Source organism: Streptomyces sp. NPDC045967 (assembly GCF_056430495.1).
The window spans coordinates 47,086-63,814 of the sequence record NZ_JBWKLE010000013.1 but is presented as its reverse complement, the minus strand read 5'-3'; the positions used below and the strand labels follow the sequence as shown (position 1 = coordinate 63,814).

At 72.9% G+C, this 16,729-nt stretch carries 15 protein-coding genes; 11 read left to right on the top strand and 4 right to left on the bottom strand.

The window, feature by feature from the left end; translation table 11 throughout:
• The first annotated feature begins 37 nt into the window (after window positions 1-37).
• Window positions 38-682: a TetR/AcrR family transcriptional regulator gene (locus tag AC07FY_RS23420; RefSeq protein ID WP_479009197.1), complete on the top strand. Its 645-nt coding sequence runs from the start codon at window positions 38-40 to the stop codon at window positions 680-682.
• Window positions 683-971: 289 nt separating this feature from the next.
• Window positions 972-4,430, top strand: a complete 3,459-nt coding sequence (locus tag AC07FY_RS23415; RefSeq protein WP_479009195.1) for a DNA polymerase III subunit alpha — start codon at window positions 972-974, stop codon at window positions 4,428-4,430.
• Between the two features lie 33 nt (window positions 4,431-4,463).
• On the opposite strand, the gene AC07FY_RS23410 is transcribed toward AC07FY_RS23415, so the two are convergent.
• The 3 genes from AC07FY_RS23410 to AC07FY_RS23400 form a co-directional block, all read right to left on the bottom strand.
• Entirely contained in the window at window positions 4,464-6,065 is a 1,602-nt protein-coding gene (locus tag AC07FY_RS23410; RefSeq protein WP_479009193.1) for a TROVE domain-containing protein, read from the bottom strand.
• 314 nt (window positions 6,066-6,379) lie between these two features.
• Window positions 6,380-7,033 (bottom strand): hypothetical protein, encoded by a 654-nt coding sequence (locus AC07FY_RS23405; protein ID WP_479009192.1) that lies wholly within the window; start codon window positions 7,031-7,033, stop codon window positions 6,380-6,382.
• A 309-nt stretch (window positions 7,034-7,342) separates the two neighbouring features.
• Window positions 7,343-7,849 (bottom strand): hypothetical protein, encoded by a 507-nt coding sequence (locus tag AC07FY_RS23400; protein ID WP_479009190.1) that lies wholly within the window; start codon window positions 7,847-7,849, stop codon window positions 7,343-7,345.
• 520 nt (window positions 7,850-8,369) lie between these two features.
• Here AC07FY_RS23400 and AC07FY_RS23395 point away from each other — a divergent pair.
• The gene (locus AC07FY_RS23395) at window positions 8,370-9,137 is read left to right on the top strand and encodes a C40 family peptidase (RefSeq protein WP_479009188.1); all 768 of its coding nucleotides are present in this window, start codon (window positions 8,370-8,372) and stop codon (window positions 9,135-9,137) included.
• Window positions 9,138-9,212: 75 nt separating this feature from the next.
• Window positions 9,213-9,596 (top strand): hypothetical protein, encoded by a 384-nt coding sequence (locus AC07FY_RS23390; RefSeq protein ID WP_479009187.1) that lies wholly within the window; start codon window positions 9,213-9,215, stop codon window positions 9,594-9,596.
• Between the two features lie 103 nt (window positions 9,597-9,699).
• Here the strand turns inward: AC07FY_RS23390 and AC07FY_RS23385 are convergent, their stop codons facing one another.
• On the bottom strand, window positions 9,700-10,152 hold the full coding sequence (locus tag AC07FY_RS23385) for a hypothetical protein (protein ID WP_479009185.1): 453 nt from the start codon (window positions 10,150-10,152) through the stop codon (window positions 9,700-9,702).
• 344 nt (window positions 10,153-10,496) lie between these two features.
• On the opposite strand from AC07FY_RS23385, the gene AC07FY_RS23380 reads away from it, so the two are divergent.
• From AC07FY_RS23380 to AC07FY_RS23350, 7 genes are all read left to right on the top strand, one after another.
• Window positions 10,497-10,652 (top strand): hypothetical protein, encoded by a 156-nt coding sequence (locus tag AC07FY_RS23380; protein ID WP_479009184.1) that lies wholly within the window; start codon window positions 10,497-10,499, stop codon window positions 10,650-10,652.
• Window positions 10,653-10,847: 195 nt separating this feature from the next.
• Window positions 10,848-11,435 carry a TetR/AcrR family transcriptional regulator gene (locus AC07FY_RS23375; protein ID WP_479009182.1) on the top strand — a complete coding sequence of 196 codons (588 nt, stop codon included), beginning with the start codon at window positions 10,848-10,850 and terminating at the stop codon, window positions 11,433-11,435.
• Complete coding sequence (locus AC07FY_RS23370; RefSeq protein ID WP_479009180.1) at window positions 11,432-11,812, top strand: hypothetical protein; 381 nt, start codon at window positions 11,432-11,434, stop codon at window positions 11,810-11,812. Before AC07FY_RS23375 ends, AC07FY_RS23370 begins: the two co-directional genes overlap by 4 nt.
• Window positions 11,813-12,027: 215 nt before the next feature.
• Window positions 12,028-12,468: a VOC family protein gene (locus AC07FY_RS23365; protein ID WP_479009178.1), complete on the top strand. Its 441-nt coding sequence runs from the start codon at window positions 12,028-12,030 to the stop codon at window positions 12,466-12,468.
• Window positions 12,469-12,622: 154 nt separating this feature from the next.
• Window positions 12,623-12,961 carry a hypothetical protein gene (locus AC07FY_RS23360; RefSeq protein WP_479009176.1) on the top strand — a complete coding sequence of 113 codons (339 nt, stop codon included), beginning with the start codon at window positions 12,623-12,625 and terminating at the stop codon, window positions 12,959-12,961.
• Window positions 12,962-13,655: 694 nt separating this feature from the next.
• Window positions 13,656-15,104: a hypothetical protein gene (locus AC07FY_RS23355; RefSeq protein ID WP_479009174.1), complete on the top strand. Its 1,449-nt coding sequence runs from the start codon at window positions 13,656-13,658 to the stop codon at window positions 15,102-15,104.
• A 308-nt stretch (window positions 15,105-15,412) separates the two neighbouring features.
• Entirely contained in the window at window positions 15,413-16,687 is a 1,275-nt protein-coding gene (locus AC07FY_RS23350) for an AAA family ATPase (RefSeq protein ID WP_479009173.1), read from the top strand.
• The last annotated feature ends 42 nt before the right edge of the window (window positions 16,688-16,729 follow it).

Here is a 16,729-nt window from a genome sequence, read left to right as displayed (position 1 = left end):
CGTCGACGCACCCACCGATGGGCGGAGAAACAAGCACATGCCGAAGCGCGTGGACCACGAGGAACGGCGCACCCAGATCGCCGAGGCGCTCATCCAGGTCGCCGGACGGCGCGGGCTGCACGCCGTCGGCATGCGCGACGTGGCCGCCGAGGCCGGCGTGTCACTCCGGCTCGTGCAGTACTACTTCGAGACCAAGGAGAAGCTCCTCTTCTACGGCCTCAAGCACCTGACCGGCCGCTTCACCGCCCGCGTCGGCGCCCGCCTGGCCGAGGCGGGCCCCCACCCGGGTCCCCGGGCCACCATCGAGGCGCTGCTGCTGGCCTCCCTCCCGACCGACGAGGAAAGCCGCACCTTCCACCTGCTCTACAGCTCGTACGCGATCCTCTCCGTGACCGACGAGGCGCTGGCGGCCCAGCCGTTCATCGACAACCCCGACGCGGCGGAGAACGCCCTGACCGGCCTCCTCGAACAGGCCCAGGCGGCTGACCTGGCCGATCCCGGCATCGACGCCCGGACGGAGGCGATCAGCCTGCTCGCGATGGCGGCGACCCTGGGCACCAGCATCCTCGTGGGCCAGCGGGCCCCGGAATCGGCAGTCGCGGTGCTCGACCACCACGTGAACCGAATCTTCACAACCACCGCGACGGCGACCACGGGGGACCACACCGCACAGGAAGCGTGACGCCTTGCCGACCGCGGGCAGGCGGCAGTCGGCAGCGGGCAGCAGGGAACGGTCCCCACGGCGGTGGCGATCTCCACGCTCGACGTGCGCCAGCCCCTGCGCGCCCGACCCCGCGCGGCCCGAGCGACCGGCACCTGAGTCGGCGCCGTGCGCACCAGTGCCCTGGGTCAGGTGTCTGCCGGTGTCCGCCGAGGGTGGGAACCGATTCGGCGTGTTCGAATTGCGTTCGATACCGTGGAGGGAGGAGATCCGGCCATAACGGCTGGAACCGTTCGGTCAGGAGGTGGGCATGGGCAACGGCGTCCACCTTCACGTCGCCAGCGGCTATTCCGCCCGCTACGGCGCCTCCCACCCCCGCGACCTCGTACAGCGGGCTGCCGAACGGGGCATCGGCGCCCTCGCGCTGACCGACCGCGACACCGTCACCGGCGCCGTGCGGTTCGCCAAGGCCGCCACCGCCGCCGGGATCCGCCCCGTCTTCGGAGTCGACGTGGCCGTCGCCCCCCGCAACCCCGCCCGCCCCGGCTCCGCACCACGCCACCGCACGCCGGCGCGCGGCGGCGCGCACGTCGCGGAAGCCCCGCTGCGCGTCACCCTGCTCGCCAAGGACGCAGCCGGCTGGGGACGGCTGTGCCGGCTGGTGTCGGCCGCGTACGCCGTCGCCGCCGACGGCCCGCCGGTCGTCAGCTGGGACGCCCTCGGCCGGTACGCGGACGACGGCCTGCTGGTGCTGCTCGGACCGGTGTCCGAACCGGTGCGCGCCCTGTCGGCCGGGCGGCCCGATGTCGCGGAGCGGCTGCTCGCGCCGTGGCGCGAGGTGGTCGGTGCGAACCTGCGGCTGGAGACGGTGTGCTGGGACCTTCCCGGCACCGGACCGGGCTCCCTGCGCCTGGCCGCCCGCACCCTCGGCCTGGCCGACCGGCTCGGGGTCCCCGCGGTCCTGACGAACGCGGTGCGCTATGCCGACGCGGACCGGCACCGGATCGCCGACGTACTGGACGCCGCCCGCCTGCTGCGCCCGGTCGACCCGCGCCGCCTGGACTGCGGGCGACGGTGGCTGACCGGCCCCGTGGAGATGGCCGCCGCGGCCGAGCGGATCGCGCGAGCCTGCGGCGCCGGCCCGGGCCGGGCGGCCACGCTGCTCGCCGAGACCACCCGGGCCGCAGAGCAGTGCACGGTCGACCCGCAGGCGGACCTCGGACTGGGCCGGCCCCACTTCCCCGAGCCGGAAGTCGTCGGCGCCGAGCCCGGGCCGGGCGGTGCGATGCGGCTCCTGCGCCGGCGCTGCGAGGCGGGCATGTTCGCCCGCGGCCTGGACCGTGACCGGCGCGCGGTGGAGCAACTGGACGACGAGCTCCAGGTGATCGGCAGGCTGGAGTACGAGGCGTACTTCCTCGCCGTCGCGCAGGTCGTCGCCGACGTGCGCGCGATGGGCATCCGGATCGCGGCCCGCGGATCGGGTGCCGGTTCGATGGTCAACCACGCGCTGTTCGTGGCGACGGCGAACCCGCTCGACCACGACCTGCTCTTCGAGCGGTTCCTCTCCGTACGGCGGCGGTCCCTGCCCGACATCGACGTGGACGTGGAGTCCGCCCGCAGGCTGGAGGTGTACGACCGGATCATCGCCCGCTTCGGAACGGAGCGGGTGGCGGTGACGGCGATGCCGGAGACCTACCGGGCCCGTCACGCCCTGCGGGACGCCGGCCTCGCGCTGGGCATCGCCCCGCAGGTCATCGACCGGGTCGCCAAGTCCTTCCCGCACATCCGGGCCTGCGACATCCGCGACGCCCTCACCGCGTTGCCGGAGCTCAAGCAGCTCGCTGCGGAAGCCGGCCGGTTCGGGCCGCTGTGGGAGCTCGCGGAGGGGCTCGACGCCCTGCCCCGCGGGATCGCGATGCACCCGTGCGGGGTGATCCTCTCCAACTCCACGCTGCTGGACCGGCTGCCGGTCCAGCCGACCCCGGGCGGCTACCCCATGGTCCAGGCCGACAAGGAGGACGTCGAGGACCTCGGCCTGCTCAAACTCGACGTGCTCGGGGTCCGCATGCAGTCGGCGATGGCGCACGCCGTCAAGGAGATCCGGCGCACCACCGGACGGCACATCGACCTCGACAACCCCGACCACGTCCCCCTCGGCGACGCCGGCGCCTTCGACCTCATCCGCGCCTCGGACACCGTGGGGATGTTCCAGCTGGAGTCCCCCGGCCAGCAGGACCTCGTCGGCCGGCTCCAGCCCCGCGACGTGCAGGACGTCATCGCCGACATCTCGCTCTTCCGGCCGGGCCCGGTCAAGGGAGGCATGCCCGCCCTCTACATCGCCGCCCGCCACGGCGCCGCGCCCGCCTACCCCCACCCCGACCTGGTCCCGGTGCTGGCCTCCACCTACGGGGTGACGATCTGGCACGAGCAGATCATCGACATGTTCGCCGTCCTGACCGGCTGCGACCGCGCCCTCGCCGACATCGCCCGCCGCGCCCTCGCCGACAAGGAGCGTCTGCCGCAGGTGGAGGCGTGGTTCAGGCGCGAGGCCGGCGCCCGCGGCTACGGCACCGCCGTACTCGACGAAGTGTGGGAGATCATCAGGGGGTTCGGCGCCTACGGCTTCTGCCGCGCCCACGCCGTCGCGTTCGCCGTCCCCGCCCTGCAATCGGCATGGCTCAAGGCCCACCACCCCGCCGCCCTCTACGCCGGTCTGCTGGAACACGACCCGGGCATGTGGCCGCCGCGGGTCATCGTCTCCGACGCCCGCCGCCACGGCGTCCCGGTCCTGCCCGTCGACGTCAACCGCTCGGCCGCCGACCACCGCATCGAGGAGACCGCGGGCGGGGTGTGGGGGGTACGGCTCTCGCTGTCCTCGGTCAAGGGCATCAGCGAGGACCAGGTCGCCCGGATCGCGGCCGGCCAGCCCTACAGCGCTCTCCAGGACCTCTGGCAGCGCGCCCGCCCCGCCCTGCCCATCGCCGAGCGCCTCATCCGGATCGGCGCCGTCGACCCGCTGCGCGGCCCCCTCACCCGCCGCGACCTCCTCCTCCAGGCCGCCGAACTCCACGCCCACACCCGCGGCCGGCCCGCGGACGGGCAGCTGCCGCTCGGCGGCGAGCTGGTGACCGCCGAACCGGCAGGGCTGCCCGAGATGACCAGCCGCGAGGCCCTCAGCGCCGAGATCGACGTCCTGAAGATCGACGTGTCCCAGCACCTGATGACCCCCCACCACCGGCTGCTCCGCGAGATCGGCGCCACCGACGCGGCCCACCTCAAAGCCCTGCACCCCGGGCAGCAGGTGCTGGTCGCCGGAGTGCGGGCGTCCACCCAGACCCCGCCGATCCCGTCGGGCAAGCGCATCATCTTCGTCACCCTGGAAGACGGCTCCGGGCTCGTGGACCTGGCCTTCTTCGAAGACAGCCACGACGCGGTCGCCCACACCGTCTTCCACTGCGGACTGCTCCTCGTCCGCGGCACCGTCGAAGCCCGTGGCCCGCGCCGCACCGTCGTCGGCCAGATGGTGTGGGACCTCGAAGAGCTCGCCGCCGCCCGCCGAGACCACGGCCCCGAGGCCGTGCTCGCCCTCCTCGGCCGACGCCGGCTCGCCCCCACCCCCGCGCAGCCCGGCACCCGGGAACGCGAACGGACACTCGCCAACGGCACGACCGGCGCACGCCTGCACCCCTACGCCGACCTCCAGCCCGCCGGAACCCGCTCCGCCAACCTCAACGCCCTCGGCTACACCAGCCCCGGAAGCCCCGGTTGACGCCCCGAGTGACGCCCCGGGCGACCGCCGTCGCTACGCCGGGCCGACGTTCCACGGCCAAGTGGCACGTCGGCCGGCCTCGATGAGGCCGACCATCCGGAACGCGGCGTCGGTGAGCCCGCCGAAAGCGTGCCGGTGCGGACCCGCGGGGATGTGGGCCGGCTGGTACCCGCCGAGGTTCCAGGTGTACAAGGGGACCCCGGACGGCACCGGATCGGCCGCCTTGCCCCGGCCGTGGGGCGCAGCCTGCTCGTCGGTGACGATGAGGACGCGGTCGTGGTCGCGGTAGTGGTGGCGCAGGGCCGTCGTGGTCTGCGTGCCTCCGAGGCTGTGGAACCGTTTCAGCACGTCGAGCACCGGTTCCCCCACTGCGAAGGGGACCGGCTTGCTGGACCAGCCGAACTCGACCAGGTCCGCCTGTTCGGCGCGCATCGCCAGGGCGGTGGCGAAGACCGCCGCGGCGTCCGCGCGGGTGAGCGTGGACCGCTCGGATACGGTGTCCCAGAACATGGAGTCCGAGCGGTCCACGAGGATCAGCGTCCGGCCGGGCAGGGCCGGGACGTTGGCCAGCGAGTGGCCCAGGGCCCGTTCCAGTGGTTCTGCCCAGCGGGGCGACGGCGCGTGCTGGTGGGCGGCCAGGTACCGGAAGGGGAACTGCCGGGCCCGGGCGACCTCCTCGGCATCCGAGATGCGCGCCGCGACCGCCGCCGCCACCTCATCCGAGACCCCTGCTTCGTCGAAGTTCCGCAGGTTCCGCAGGAGCGCCATCGGGCCCATCGAGGGGATCACCGCCTCCCAGACGGCGGCGTCCATCGGCCCCTGGAGCCAGCCGGCCAGGGCCTCCCAGGTCGTACCCGCCGCAGCGAGCCTCTGGGCGCCGCCGGGCCCCGTCACCGCGGCCCGCCTCTCCTCCGGCGCCAGCTCCATCAGGGCCCGGTGCGCGGTCAGCAGCCGGTCGGAGGCGGGCACGGTCGCGCGCTCCGGATGATGGCGGCGGTCCAGGGCGTGCCGGAACAGGGCGCCCTGCCAGGGCTTGGCGGGGTCGGGGGAGGCGTGTACCAGGTTGAGCACGTCCCCGAAGCGGTAGGCCCTGGAAGCGGTGTCGTACTTCAGCAAGGACCGCGAGGAGTACAGCCGGCGCACGGCGTCGGCGATGCCCCGCTTCACGGGCTGCGGCACGTTCCGCCCGTACTGTGAGGTCCAGTGCGCGAGCAGCTCTCCCGGCTCGTCGGCGCGCTGGAGCACCGAGTCGATCACGGACCGGTTGGATGGGCTGCCGGCCGACCCCGCCTCGAGCCGGGCCCGGACGTACGCGGCGGCGCCGACCAGCGACGCGGTGCGCATGTTGCCCTCGCCGCGGAGCCAGCGCAGCAGGCCGGCCGTCCATACGGGGTCCTCGACGGCGAGTCGTCCCAGGAGGCGGGCGTAGCGGTCGTCGCGCTCCTGACCGCTTTCGTAGTAGGTCTGCTGGGAGCCGAAGTTGCCGACGGCCAGCAGGAAGAGCTCCTCCCGGGGCTCCCGCACGAAGGCCGGACCGCCTGCGTGGGTGAGCTTGGCCCGCCCGCCCCGCCAGTGGTGGACCGCGGGTGCGGACGCGGTGCGGGCGGCGGCCGAGACGTGCGGAGCCACGAGCATCTCGGGCCAGACCTTGGAAACGCGCTGGGTGTGGCGAGGCAGTGAATCCCCCCGGATCCGAAGAGCGGACGGCCCCGGCCGTGCTGTCCGGCGGGGCGAGGTGCGACCGCGCCGCCCGAGATCAAAAAGAGGCGGCGGCGTCACTTGGGTGTCAGAAGGAAGTAGCCGCAGCCGGGCGCACCGGGGGCGCGGTCGCGACGACACTCAAGCAGGCGGACCGCTCCCACGCCAGCGAATTACGCGGCGCGAAAGCCCGGTCTGTCCCGGGACGGTCGATCCCCCTACCGACCGTCTTCCCGGGTGCCGTCCCGGGGTCATGCTTCCCACTGGTCGCAGTACTCGATGTGGATCTCTCGCGCGTCGCCGAGAACCCCGTCATTGGAGTGGAGCTCGGTGCAGAAGTGCGGGCGGCGCGGGTGGACGGGCACGTATCCGGGACCGGTCCGGGCGAGGTCGAAGAAGCGCCGGGCGGTGTCCTCGAACACCCTCGCGCTGCCGGTCATGAACAGGGTCTCGGCGTGGAGGTGCTGGTGGAACAGATCCCGGTTCTCCTTGTGGTGCCGTGCCCCGTGGTCGCTCGCGGCTTCGTCGGCGTGCCCCGGGGTGGGCAGCGTCACGGTCTGCTGACGTCCTGGTCCCAGCCGCCTTCGTACTTCTTTCCAGCGAGATGGCGCGAACTGCCGTGAGTGGTGCAGCAGCACGAGATCGAGCTGCCGTGCGCTGTCTTCCGGCACCTGGTGCGAGGGGCCACGGTTCGCCCGCATCGGCAGGTGCACCAGTGAGCGCGGTGACGAGGCGGCGAGCGTCCACAGCCCACCGATGCGCCAAGCGGCATCCTGATCGAGGTAGGCGTCCAGGTACCGATCGCGGTCGACGAGCACGGAGTGGACCAGCGGTCGGGCGGGCCGGATGACCTTGAACTCCTCGGGGCCGAGACGGGCTTGATGAATGGTGATGGACAGCTTCATGTGGTTCTCCGGGGCACGGCGGCCGGGTTCTGGCAGAGATCTTGAGGAGTGGCCGCTGAGAGCGGCGGTTGTCGTCCCCTTGGGCGAGGGTCATGTGCCCGGGCCGTCGACGAGGGCGGGGCGTCCGCTGCTCCCCTGCGGCGGCGGACTGCCGAGCGCCGCCGGGGGAGCGGTCAACTCACGTCAGGTCCGCTGTCCGGGCCCGGTGACCGTGAGTCCGCACTGCTCGGCGAGCCAGTGCGCGTAGGGCTCATTCGACTGGATGCCGTCGAAGACGGCGCTGCGGACATGGACGAGGACGGTGTGGTCCTAGGCGGGCTCGTCGAGTTCGCGGGTGCGGGTGTTGCACAGGAGCGTCACCTCGGCATGCTTGGACTCTCCGTGGAAACCGGCCTCGGGTGCGTCCGGCCAGCACAGCGACTGCCAGTTGAGCCAGCCCACGTTCGCGCCGATCGCCGCCGCGAAGGCGTCCTCGACACTGCCGACCGGCACATCACTCAACCCGCACTCCAACGGGAGCCGCCCTTGGTACGCGGCGGGGTCGGCCGGCAAAGCCGGCCCCTGCACGCCGACGACCAGCGGGGGCTGCTCCTCCAGCGGCACCCCTTCGAACTCCTCGTACTCCGCATGCCCCTCGAACCATGCCTCGGGCAGCTGCTTCGCCATGCGCCGCGCCTCGGGGACGGAGCCGAATTCCGCGTACACGCAGACCGTGGAGTACTCGCGCCGACCGAACTCCATGACGCGGCGCGCGGTGCCGAAAGCGAGTGGGAGGTCGGTGGTGCGGAAGACGGGGTAGGCGATGTCATGGGACATGCGTGCACTGTGCCACGGTCCGTCATCGCAGGTCATCGCATTTTCCGATGTTCGAAGGTCAGGTCAAGGCCGGCTGGGAAGTCCGGTCCGGTCGTGCTCGCGCCCCGGGGGCGAGCTGCCGCCCGCATGGCGCCGCCCGTGCCCGGCAGCGGACCCCGCAGGTGCCGCATGCTCGTCGGGGCCGCCGTTGACGGTCACTCAACATTGCTGGTCAGAGGGGGTTTCCCAGGAGTTTCCCGTTTCCCGTTCCGGTGGGCCGCCATGGCTTCCTCGACACGGAGGGCTCGACGGGCCCAGTCTCGAAGTGCCGGCGGACGGCCTGCGGCGCGGTGTCGTACGACCTCCACGCCGACGCACTCCACCACGGGCACTGCCGGCACCACGGGTACGGCGAGCGAGGCGGGCCGCGGCACAGGGCGGCCGGAACGGGGGAACGGACATGGCGAGGCGGAGAACGGTCGGAGCGGCAGTGGCGGCGGTGGCCCTGCTGGCAGCGTGGCAGGGTGTTCACGGTACTCCGGTGGCCGCGGCACCGAAGTCGGCGGGGGCGTGCGCTGTGCTCGCCCCCGGGGCTTCCGCCGTGGCGGAGGCGGCCGTACGGGCCGCATGCGAACAGGTCGGCGTCTGGTACACCTGGGGCGGCGGCCACGGTCCTCAGCCGGGGCCGACGTACGGTCAGGTCGACCCGAGCGACCCGGACAGCGCGCACGACCCGGAGCGGCTGGGCTTCGACTGTTCGGGGTTGGTCCGGTACGCCTACGCCCGTGCGGCCGGCGGGGACCCACTCCCGGGCAACGCCTACCACCAGTTCAACTCGCCGCAGGTGAGGCAGCGTTTCACGGCCGCGCAGGGCACCGCGCCCCTGCTGCCGGGGGATCTGCTCGCCTGGGGTTCGGGTGGCTCCGTCCGCCACGTCGCGATCTACCTCGGCGCCGGAAAAATGGTCGAGGCCCGGGAGTCGGGCACCCGGATCACCGTCAGCGACGTACGGCTGGGCGGGGACTACGCGGGAGCGGTCCGCATCGCCGCCGCGTCGGCTCCCGGCACGTTCAGCACCTGGGGCACCGATGTGTGGACCCACGAGGAGCCGTCCACCACGAGCCCGCGGGTCCACCGGTTCCCCGGCCCGACGACCGTGCGCATCGAGTGCCAGCAGCGCGCCGAACCGGTGACGGCGGAGGGCTACACCAACGACGCCTGGTCCTACCTGCCCGAGTACGGCTCGTGGATCACCAACATCTACATCAAGGGCCCCGCCTGGCTGGACGGCGTACGCACCTGCCGCTGAGCGCGCCCCCTACGACCACCGATCACGCACACCCATCACACGGCTCGCCAGAGAGCCCCTTTCCGAGGAGAAGACATGTTCACAGGCAAGAAGATCGCCCTGGGCCTCGCCGCCGCCGCACTCGCGGGCGGCACGGTCGCCGCGACCGGACCGGCCGTGGCGACGCCCGCCACCGGCACCAGCGCGGCCGCCGAATGCGGCGTCCGCGCCGACGGCAAGCTGTGGTGCGGCAACCGCATCGGCGCCAAGGGCTACGAGCACCGGCGGTACAACTCCGCCGTGCGCGGGCCGCTGAACACCAGCCCCAGCTGGTTCCAGTGCTGGGGCCGTGGAGACCAGCACGCCGGCGGCAACAACGTCTGGTACTGGACCAAGCTGGACAACGGCCAGTGGGGCAACGTCCCGGCCGTGGACGTCCACACGTCGGTCGACCCCGCGCCGGGCCTGCGCGAGTGCTGACGCGCTGATGCGCTGACGCGCTCGCGAGTGCCGACGCGTTGCGGTGTTGACGTGCCGAGGGCCGCCACCTCCGAGAGGGAGGTGGCGGCCTACGCGTTGCCGCTCAGGTCTGGCACTGCTTGGTGGACGCGGGAGACCAGCCGCTCCAGGCGCCGCCGTCGGCCCGGGCGTGTACGCGGATCTCGACCTTCACGGGGCCGCACACCCGTGTCGTGCTGCCCACTTCGAGCGGGCCGACGGTCTCGCCGGCCCCGACGCGGGTGCGGCCGCTGCCCACCTTCTCCCAGTGGCCACCCTGCACGACCCGGAAGAACGCTTCGTACGAGACGTTCACGGCCTTCGGGCCGGTGTTGCGCGCCTTGATGTGCGCCGTGATCTCCCGGGTGGGGAACTCGCCGACCGAACCGCGCTGGGCGCTGATGCAGCCGTTGACGGCCACGCGGCCGGTCGACACTCCTCCGCCACAGGCCACCGCAGCGGCCTGCGCGTTGGTCGGGATGGTCAGGATGGTCAGCGCGACCGCGCTGACGATCGTTCCGACACGCCTCGTACGCAACGTCCCCTACCTCTCGTCGAGCCGGATTCCTCGCACCGACCCTGCCTCCACCCGCGGTGCGAGGAGTGGGTTTCGTCCGGCTTTCGCCTGAACGGGTGCAGCATCCCGCCCCCGGATCCGACGCCCGTGCTGCGCCGACCACCCGACCCGGTGGTCAGGTGCATGGGTCGGGCCGGTGCGGGGCATCCGCTCATCGGAGTCCGGACACGGGTGTGGAGGCGGAGTTGGCCGGGAGCGAGCTGACGGCACGGGAGACGGCGGCCTGGGACCAACTGGTCTGCGAGCTGAACGAAGGCAGGGCCCGGTCGGAAGGCGGTCGGCCGGGGCGCGGGCGCCAAGCCGTCATGATGGTCTTGCTCCTGGCCACGCTCGCCCTGCTCGTCACGGGTAGCTTCGCCGGGTCCGAAGCCCTCGCGTGGATCGGGGTCGGCGCCTGGGTGGCCGTCGTCCTGCTCATGTCCCACCTGCACGGACACGGCCCCAGGCTCCCGTTGCGCTGAGGGGGCCCGGCACACGCGCCGTTCGCAGTGGGGTCGGAGGCCCTGGATCGCATCCGGTCACGGCGTCGGCTTTGGCGGCGGTGCAGAAGGTGCGGAGTTCTGCGAGATCGTTCCGGCCGAGTCGCCGCCGGGCGGGGTGGAAGGCGCGCGGGCACACCCTTGTTTCCCTACGGGTCGACCCGTAAAGTAAATGCCATGAGTTCCTCTTCGTCCTCCCGAGGGCGTCCCAGAGATCCCCGATCGCACGAGGCGATCATCGGCGCGACGGCGGAGCTGGTGGTCGAAGTCGGGTACGCCGTCACCTCGATCGGAGCGGTCGCCGCGCGGGCCGGAGTCGGCAAGGACACGATCTACCGGCGGTGGTCGGGCAAGCCCGAGCTGGTCTTCGAGGCCGTCTTCACGACCACCGACGACACGCCGCCCCCGGACACCGGAACGCTGGTCGGGGACCTGACCGTGCTGCTCCAGGGCCTGATCGACGAGTTCCGCGCGCCTGCCGCCGCCGCGGCACTCCCGGGGTTGCTCGCCGACTTCGCCGCCGACCCCGCACTCCAGGCGCGCATCCGCGGCGACTTCCTGGCCCCGTCGAAGGAACGCCTGCTGGTCGTCTTCGAACGCGCCGCGCAGCGCGGGGAGATCGCGGCCGAAACGCCCGTGGATCTGGTCCTGGACACGCTGGCAGGAGCCGTGTTCTTCCACATCGGACTGGTCGGGGAGCACCCGGGCCCGCAGCTGGCCGCGCAGCTGGCCGCTGTCATCGCCCAAGGGATCGAGGTCCGATGAACGGCTGGCTTCTCGCAGCAGGGATCACCGCGCTCGGCGTGACCGCGGTGCACGTCGTCGCCGGCCACCGCGACGTGGTGCGCCCGCTGCTGACCTGCGGGCTCGCGGACGAACCCAAGCGTGTCCTGCACGCCGTGTGGCACATGGTGAGCTGCGACCTGGCGCTCTCCGCAGTTGCTCTGCTCTACCTCGCAGGGTCGGAGGGCACGCGGGGTGCCGGCCTGGTGGCATGGTTCGTGGCCGCGCACTTCATCGCGTACGCGGCGGTCTTCCTGGCCGTCACGCTGTCCGTCGGCTGGTCCAGACCGCTCCTGCGCCTGCCGCAGTGGATCCTGCTCCTCCCGGTCGCGGTACTGGCGGCGGCGGGGGCGACGTAGCCACCCGTCCGCAAGGCCCCGGGGCCGCCGGGTCCCCCTCTCCTCTCGGCTGCTGTCTGCCTATACGCAGGGGCTCCAGAGGCGGACGGCAGGTGACGGCGGCGCACGCGTCAGCTCATCGAGGGGTGTCGAGGACGGCCCGCCGGCTCCGTCCTCGGTATACCGGTGGTCTACCGAGGTTCTCGGAGCGCCGCGCAACGCAGAGGGAGAACACCATGACGCTTCAGCGGATGGACAACGTCGGCATCGTGGTCGAAGACCTGGACGCCGCCGTCGCCTTCTTCACCGAACTGGGCATGGAGGTCGAAGGCACGGCGCAGATCGAGGGCCTCTTCGCGGACCAGGCCGTCGGGCTCGACGGGGTCCGCAGCGACATCGCGATGATGCGCACCCCGGACGGCCACGGCAAGCTGGAGCTCGCGCAGTACCGCGCCCCCGAGGCGATCGGCGGCGGGTCGCCCAACCCGCCGCCGAACACGCTGGGCCTGCACCGGGTCATGTTCGCTGTCGACGACATCGACGACACCATCGCCCGTCTGCGCTCCCATGGCGCCCAACTGCTCGGTGAGGTCGCGCGGTACGAGGACCTCTACCGTCTCTGCTACCTCCGCGGCCCCTCGGGCATCATCCTCGCCCTGGCCGAACAGATCGGCTGACGGGTCGTCGTATCCCGCCGACGGCCCCCTCCACGTACTGATTGAACACGTTCAAACAGTCTGGCAGTATGAGCGTCAGGGGAACCGGCAGCGGGCGGGGTGCATCCGCGCTGCTCATGTCACCGGTTGCCGTCAGACCCGGAGGTCGCTCGACATGGTCATAGCCCTTCTCATCTTCGTAGCCGCGGGGTTCCTGGTCGCCGTCACGCCCGGCGCGGTCCTCGGCTACTTCCTCGTCGTGGTGAGCAGGAGGCTCGATCACGGTGCCAGGGTCGCCTTGCTGCTGGCCGCCGGAGCGGCCTCGTCGGTCATGTGGCTGTTCTTCGTGACCTACACCGGTGACGTGTTGGCGGTGATCGTCATGGGGCTGTCGTTCATCGCGACACTCGTCTCGGGGTTCTCGTTCCTCACCCGCGAAACCCGAAGGCGGCACGCACACCGGTTCCCGCCCGTGGTGTGGCCCGGCTACACGTCCCCAGTCGACCCCGCGTAGGACCGCTCCGTGCCGGCGACCCGGATCTCCTGGTCGGACGAAGCCATCGTCGTGTCGTTTCCGGTCCCCGGCGCGCTGTCGGCGATGGCCGCCATCAGCATCGCGCGCATGACCGCTCGGCGGAGGCGGGGCTCACGAGCGCGTTCGAGAGGAGCAGGCCCTGTGCCGTGCCCCGGCGGGCCCGTGCGGGCAGGCGGGGTGCGGGGTGTGCCTCCACGTGCGGTTCGAAGACGGATGTGAACACGGGTCAACCTCCAAGGGTGCGTCGAACAGGTCCCGGACAATGTCCCGCCCGCCCCTGGAGAGCCCATTGAGCCGGACCGGAGGCCCCCTCGTTGCCGAGCATCTCTTCGCTCGAGTTCGCGGATCGCGCGGCAAGTGCACGCCTGGGCGGTGAGGGTTGCGTCCGGGCCGGTCCGCGCCCGTCGACGGCGACGCGGAGCGGGCAGGTCGGCCAAGGCATCCGCGCAAGGGGTGCGTCGCCCGCCTGACCGCTGGTCAGGCGGCTCGCGAAGGGGGACGGGGCCATGGGCAGCCGATCCATCTCCGTCGTCGCTCCGCCGCGAGCAGGCGCACAGGGCCCGACCCCACGATTTAATGCCTGACAGATCATCCGGGAGGTGCATATGATGCCGGCGATGAACACCTTCCTCTCCTGCGGATTGGGGGAATCGTCCACGCAAGGTGAGTGCTGATGGCACCTCACTTCGTGGAACCGATTCCCGCCCGCCTGTTGATGTGGCAGCGCGTACGCGAGTACGCCGTGCCACCGTCCATGATCGAGAACGCGGCCGCGCGCCGTGCGGCCGGCGACTGGGCCGGGGCCTGCGCCGTCGCCCGGATCGACGTCGATCTCGATGTGCCCGCCGTGCGCAACCGCTACGGCACCGACCTCGCCACCCGCCTCCGGGCCGATCTCCGCCGACTGGCGCCGGATCTGCTGCGCTGGCACATGCCCCGGATCGCCCCCGACGGGCGGCTCCGACCCGGCCTGACCCTTGCGCTCGCCCGCTATGGCGACCCGAGCGCCGTCGCACCGCAGCTCGTCGTGCGAACGCCGCCCGCCTGGGCGGACGCCGGCCAGCGGATGTCCCTGGCGCTCTGGGACGAGTCGCGGGACGGCCCAGCGGAGCACCATCCGCATCCCCACCCCGACCGGCGTTTCCGCCTCGACCTGCACCGGCACCTCTGGGACGCCGCGCGGAGCGCCGAACTGGCCCGCAGGTGCGGGGCGGAGGCGCTGTACAGACCCGCCGACCACCACCGACCTCCGTGGCCGCCGGACCACTGGGCCGACGAGGCGGAACTGCTCCTCCGAGCCGAGGGCCTGCCTCGCGGGGCCTTCACCGTGCGGCTCGGTGCGCGCAACCGCTCCGTGCTCGAACTCGTCGCCCCCGACGACAGCCACGCCCCGGTTCTCCGACCGGTACGGCAGCCCCTGCCGCCGCAGCAGATCGCGGCGCTCCCCGTGCTTCCGGAGGCCGCTGCCCGACCGCTTCCGGACCTGGAGCTGCTGCGGGCCGGACTGCTCCGTGCCGAACGGCTGCACCCGCTGGTCGCGGCAGCGCTGCCCGCCCTCGGGATCGCGGGTCCCGCCTCCAGCCCGCTGGCGGTGTGCGGTCCCGGAAAGCCTGCGGACGATGCGGCTCCCGACCCCACGGATCCGCACCGGGTCGAGTGCCTGGGGAAGGTCCACCGGATCGCGCTGCGGGACGGGACGCTGACGGCGGTCGACCACGATCCGGCCCAACTGGCCCGTGAGGAACTGCTCATGGCGCTCGGAGGGCCTGGACTGCCCTGCCTGAGGGCTATTGACGCGGTGCACCGCAGCCCCGAGGCGCTGCCCGCCGTTCGTGAGCGGCTTGGCCACGGTGACGTGGCCGGGGCCCTGGCCGTGGTCGAAGGGCTGCTCGGACCAGGCGCCGTCCTGCGCGAAGGGCCCCTGCGGGAAGCGCTGCAAGCGGCGGTGGCCGGCCGCCTCGACCACGGGTGCTTCCGTTCAGGGCTGGTACCGGTGCATCCCGCCGCCGCCGTTGCCACGGGGGACAGGGGCTACCGGCCACGGCCCGGCCGCCGCACGCCAAGGGAGTTGAGCCGGAAGCAGGGCAGCCGTGGTCGGCCCCGGACCGGTATGCGGCGCTGAAGACCCGTGGCGGCCGTGCTCGCGTCCGCCGACCTGGTCGGCCGCACGGTCTCGCCGGACCGCCCCGCAACTGACTCATACCGGCTACCGGCCGGGCCGGGCCGGGGCGGACCTGGCCCGGCAACCGGACGCGACTCCGCAGCGGGCCGCAAGTGCCGCCGTACCGCCCCTACCGCCGTACCGCCCCTACCGCCGTCCCGCACGTACCGCACGCACCGCACCGTACGTACGACGCCCACGCCGTCGTACGCCGCTGAACGACGACATCCCGGACGGACCCCCGTCCCCGACAACACCCAGGTGACCCCATGACCTCGAGCACCATCCTGCCCCTGCCCGCGCCGCCTGCGGCCGACCGTACGCAGCTCTCCCTCTCCGAAGACCTCCTGACCCTCCTCCGTACGACCGCGACCGAACCGCGCCCCGACGAACAGCTGGAGGCGCTCACCCTGGCCGTCGCGGCCGACCTGCCCGTCCTGCTCTGGGGCGAGCCCGGCATCGGCAAGACGGCCGCGCTGACCCAGCTCGCCGCCTCCCTCGATCTGCCGCTGACCACCGTGATCGCCAGCGTCCACGAGCCGACCGACTTCTCCGGACTGCCCATCCTGGGTGAGGACCCGGCAGCGAACGGTGTGCCCATGGCACCGCCGCAGTGGGCCGTGGAGCTGGCGCGCGCCGGGCGGGGGCTGCTCTTCCTCGACGAGTTGTCCACCGCCACCCCTGCCGTCCAGGCCGCACTGCTGCGGGTCGTCCTGGAGCGGAAGGTCGGCGCGCTCCAACTGCCGCCCGGCGTACGGATCGTGGCCGCCGCAAACCCGCGCGCGTCCGCCGCGGACGGCTGGGAGTTGAGCCCGCCGCTGGCGAACCGGTTCGTGCACCTGTACTGGGTGCACGACCGGGACGTGGTGGTACGCGGTCTCGGCGGGGTCTGGCCGCGCGCGGAACTGCCCCGGCTCGACCCGGTGGGGCTGGCGGAGGCGGTGGCGTTCGCCCGCCGGGCAGTGTGCGGCTTCCTGACCGCCCGGCCGACGCTGATCCACCGGCTGCCGACCACCGAGACGCGGCGCGGCGGCGCCTGGCCCTCGCCCCGTAGCTGGGAGGCCGCGATGACGCTGCTCGCCTTCGGAACGGCGGCTTCCATATCCCGGGACGTGCTGGCGCTGCTGGTCCGGGGCGCGGTGGGGGACGGGCCCGGCCTCGAACTGCTCGCCCACATCGACCGTATGGAGCTGCCCGACCCGGACTCACTGCTCGCCGATCCGGGCGCCGCCGAACTGCCCGAGCGCGGCGACCTGCGCCAGGCCACGCTGGAAGCGGTGGTCGCCGCCGTCGGGGCGCGCCCGGAGCGGGAACGCTGGGAGGCGGGCTGGGCGGTGCTGGTCAGGGCGCTGGAGACCGGCGCACCGGACTTGCTGGTCGCCCCGGCGAAAGCGCTGGCCGCCCTGCGGCGCGACGGCTGGGAGGTCCCGGAGACGATGGAGCGCCTCGCCGCGGTGGTCGGCCTCGCCCGGCGCGCGCAGGAGTCGGTGGCGCGTACCGCGGCGGGCGCCGGCGCCAAGCCCGCGGCGGGTGCGGGCCGATGACCGGGGCCGCGAAGCAGCCGCGGCCGCGCCCGCTGCCGCGCC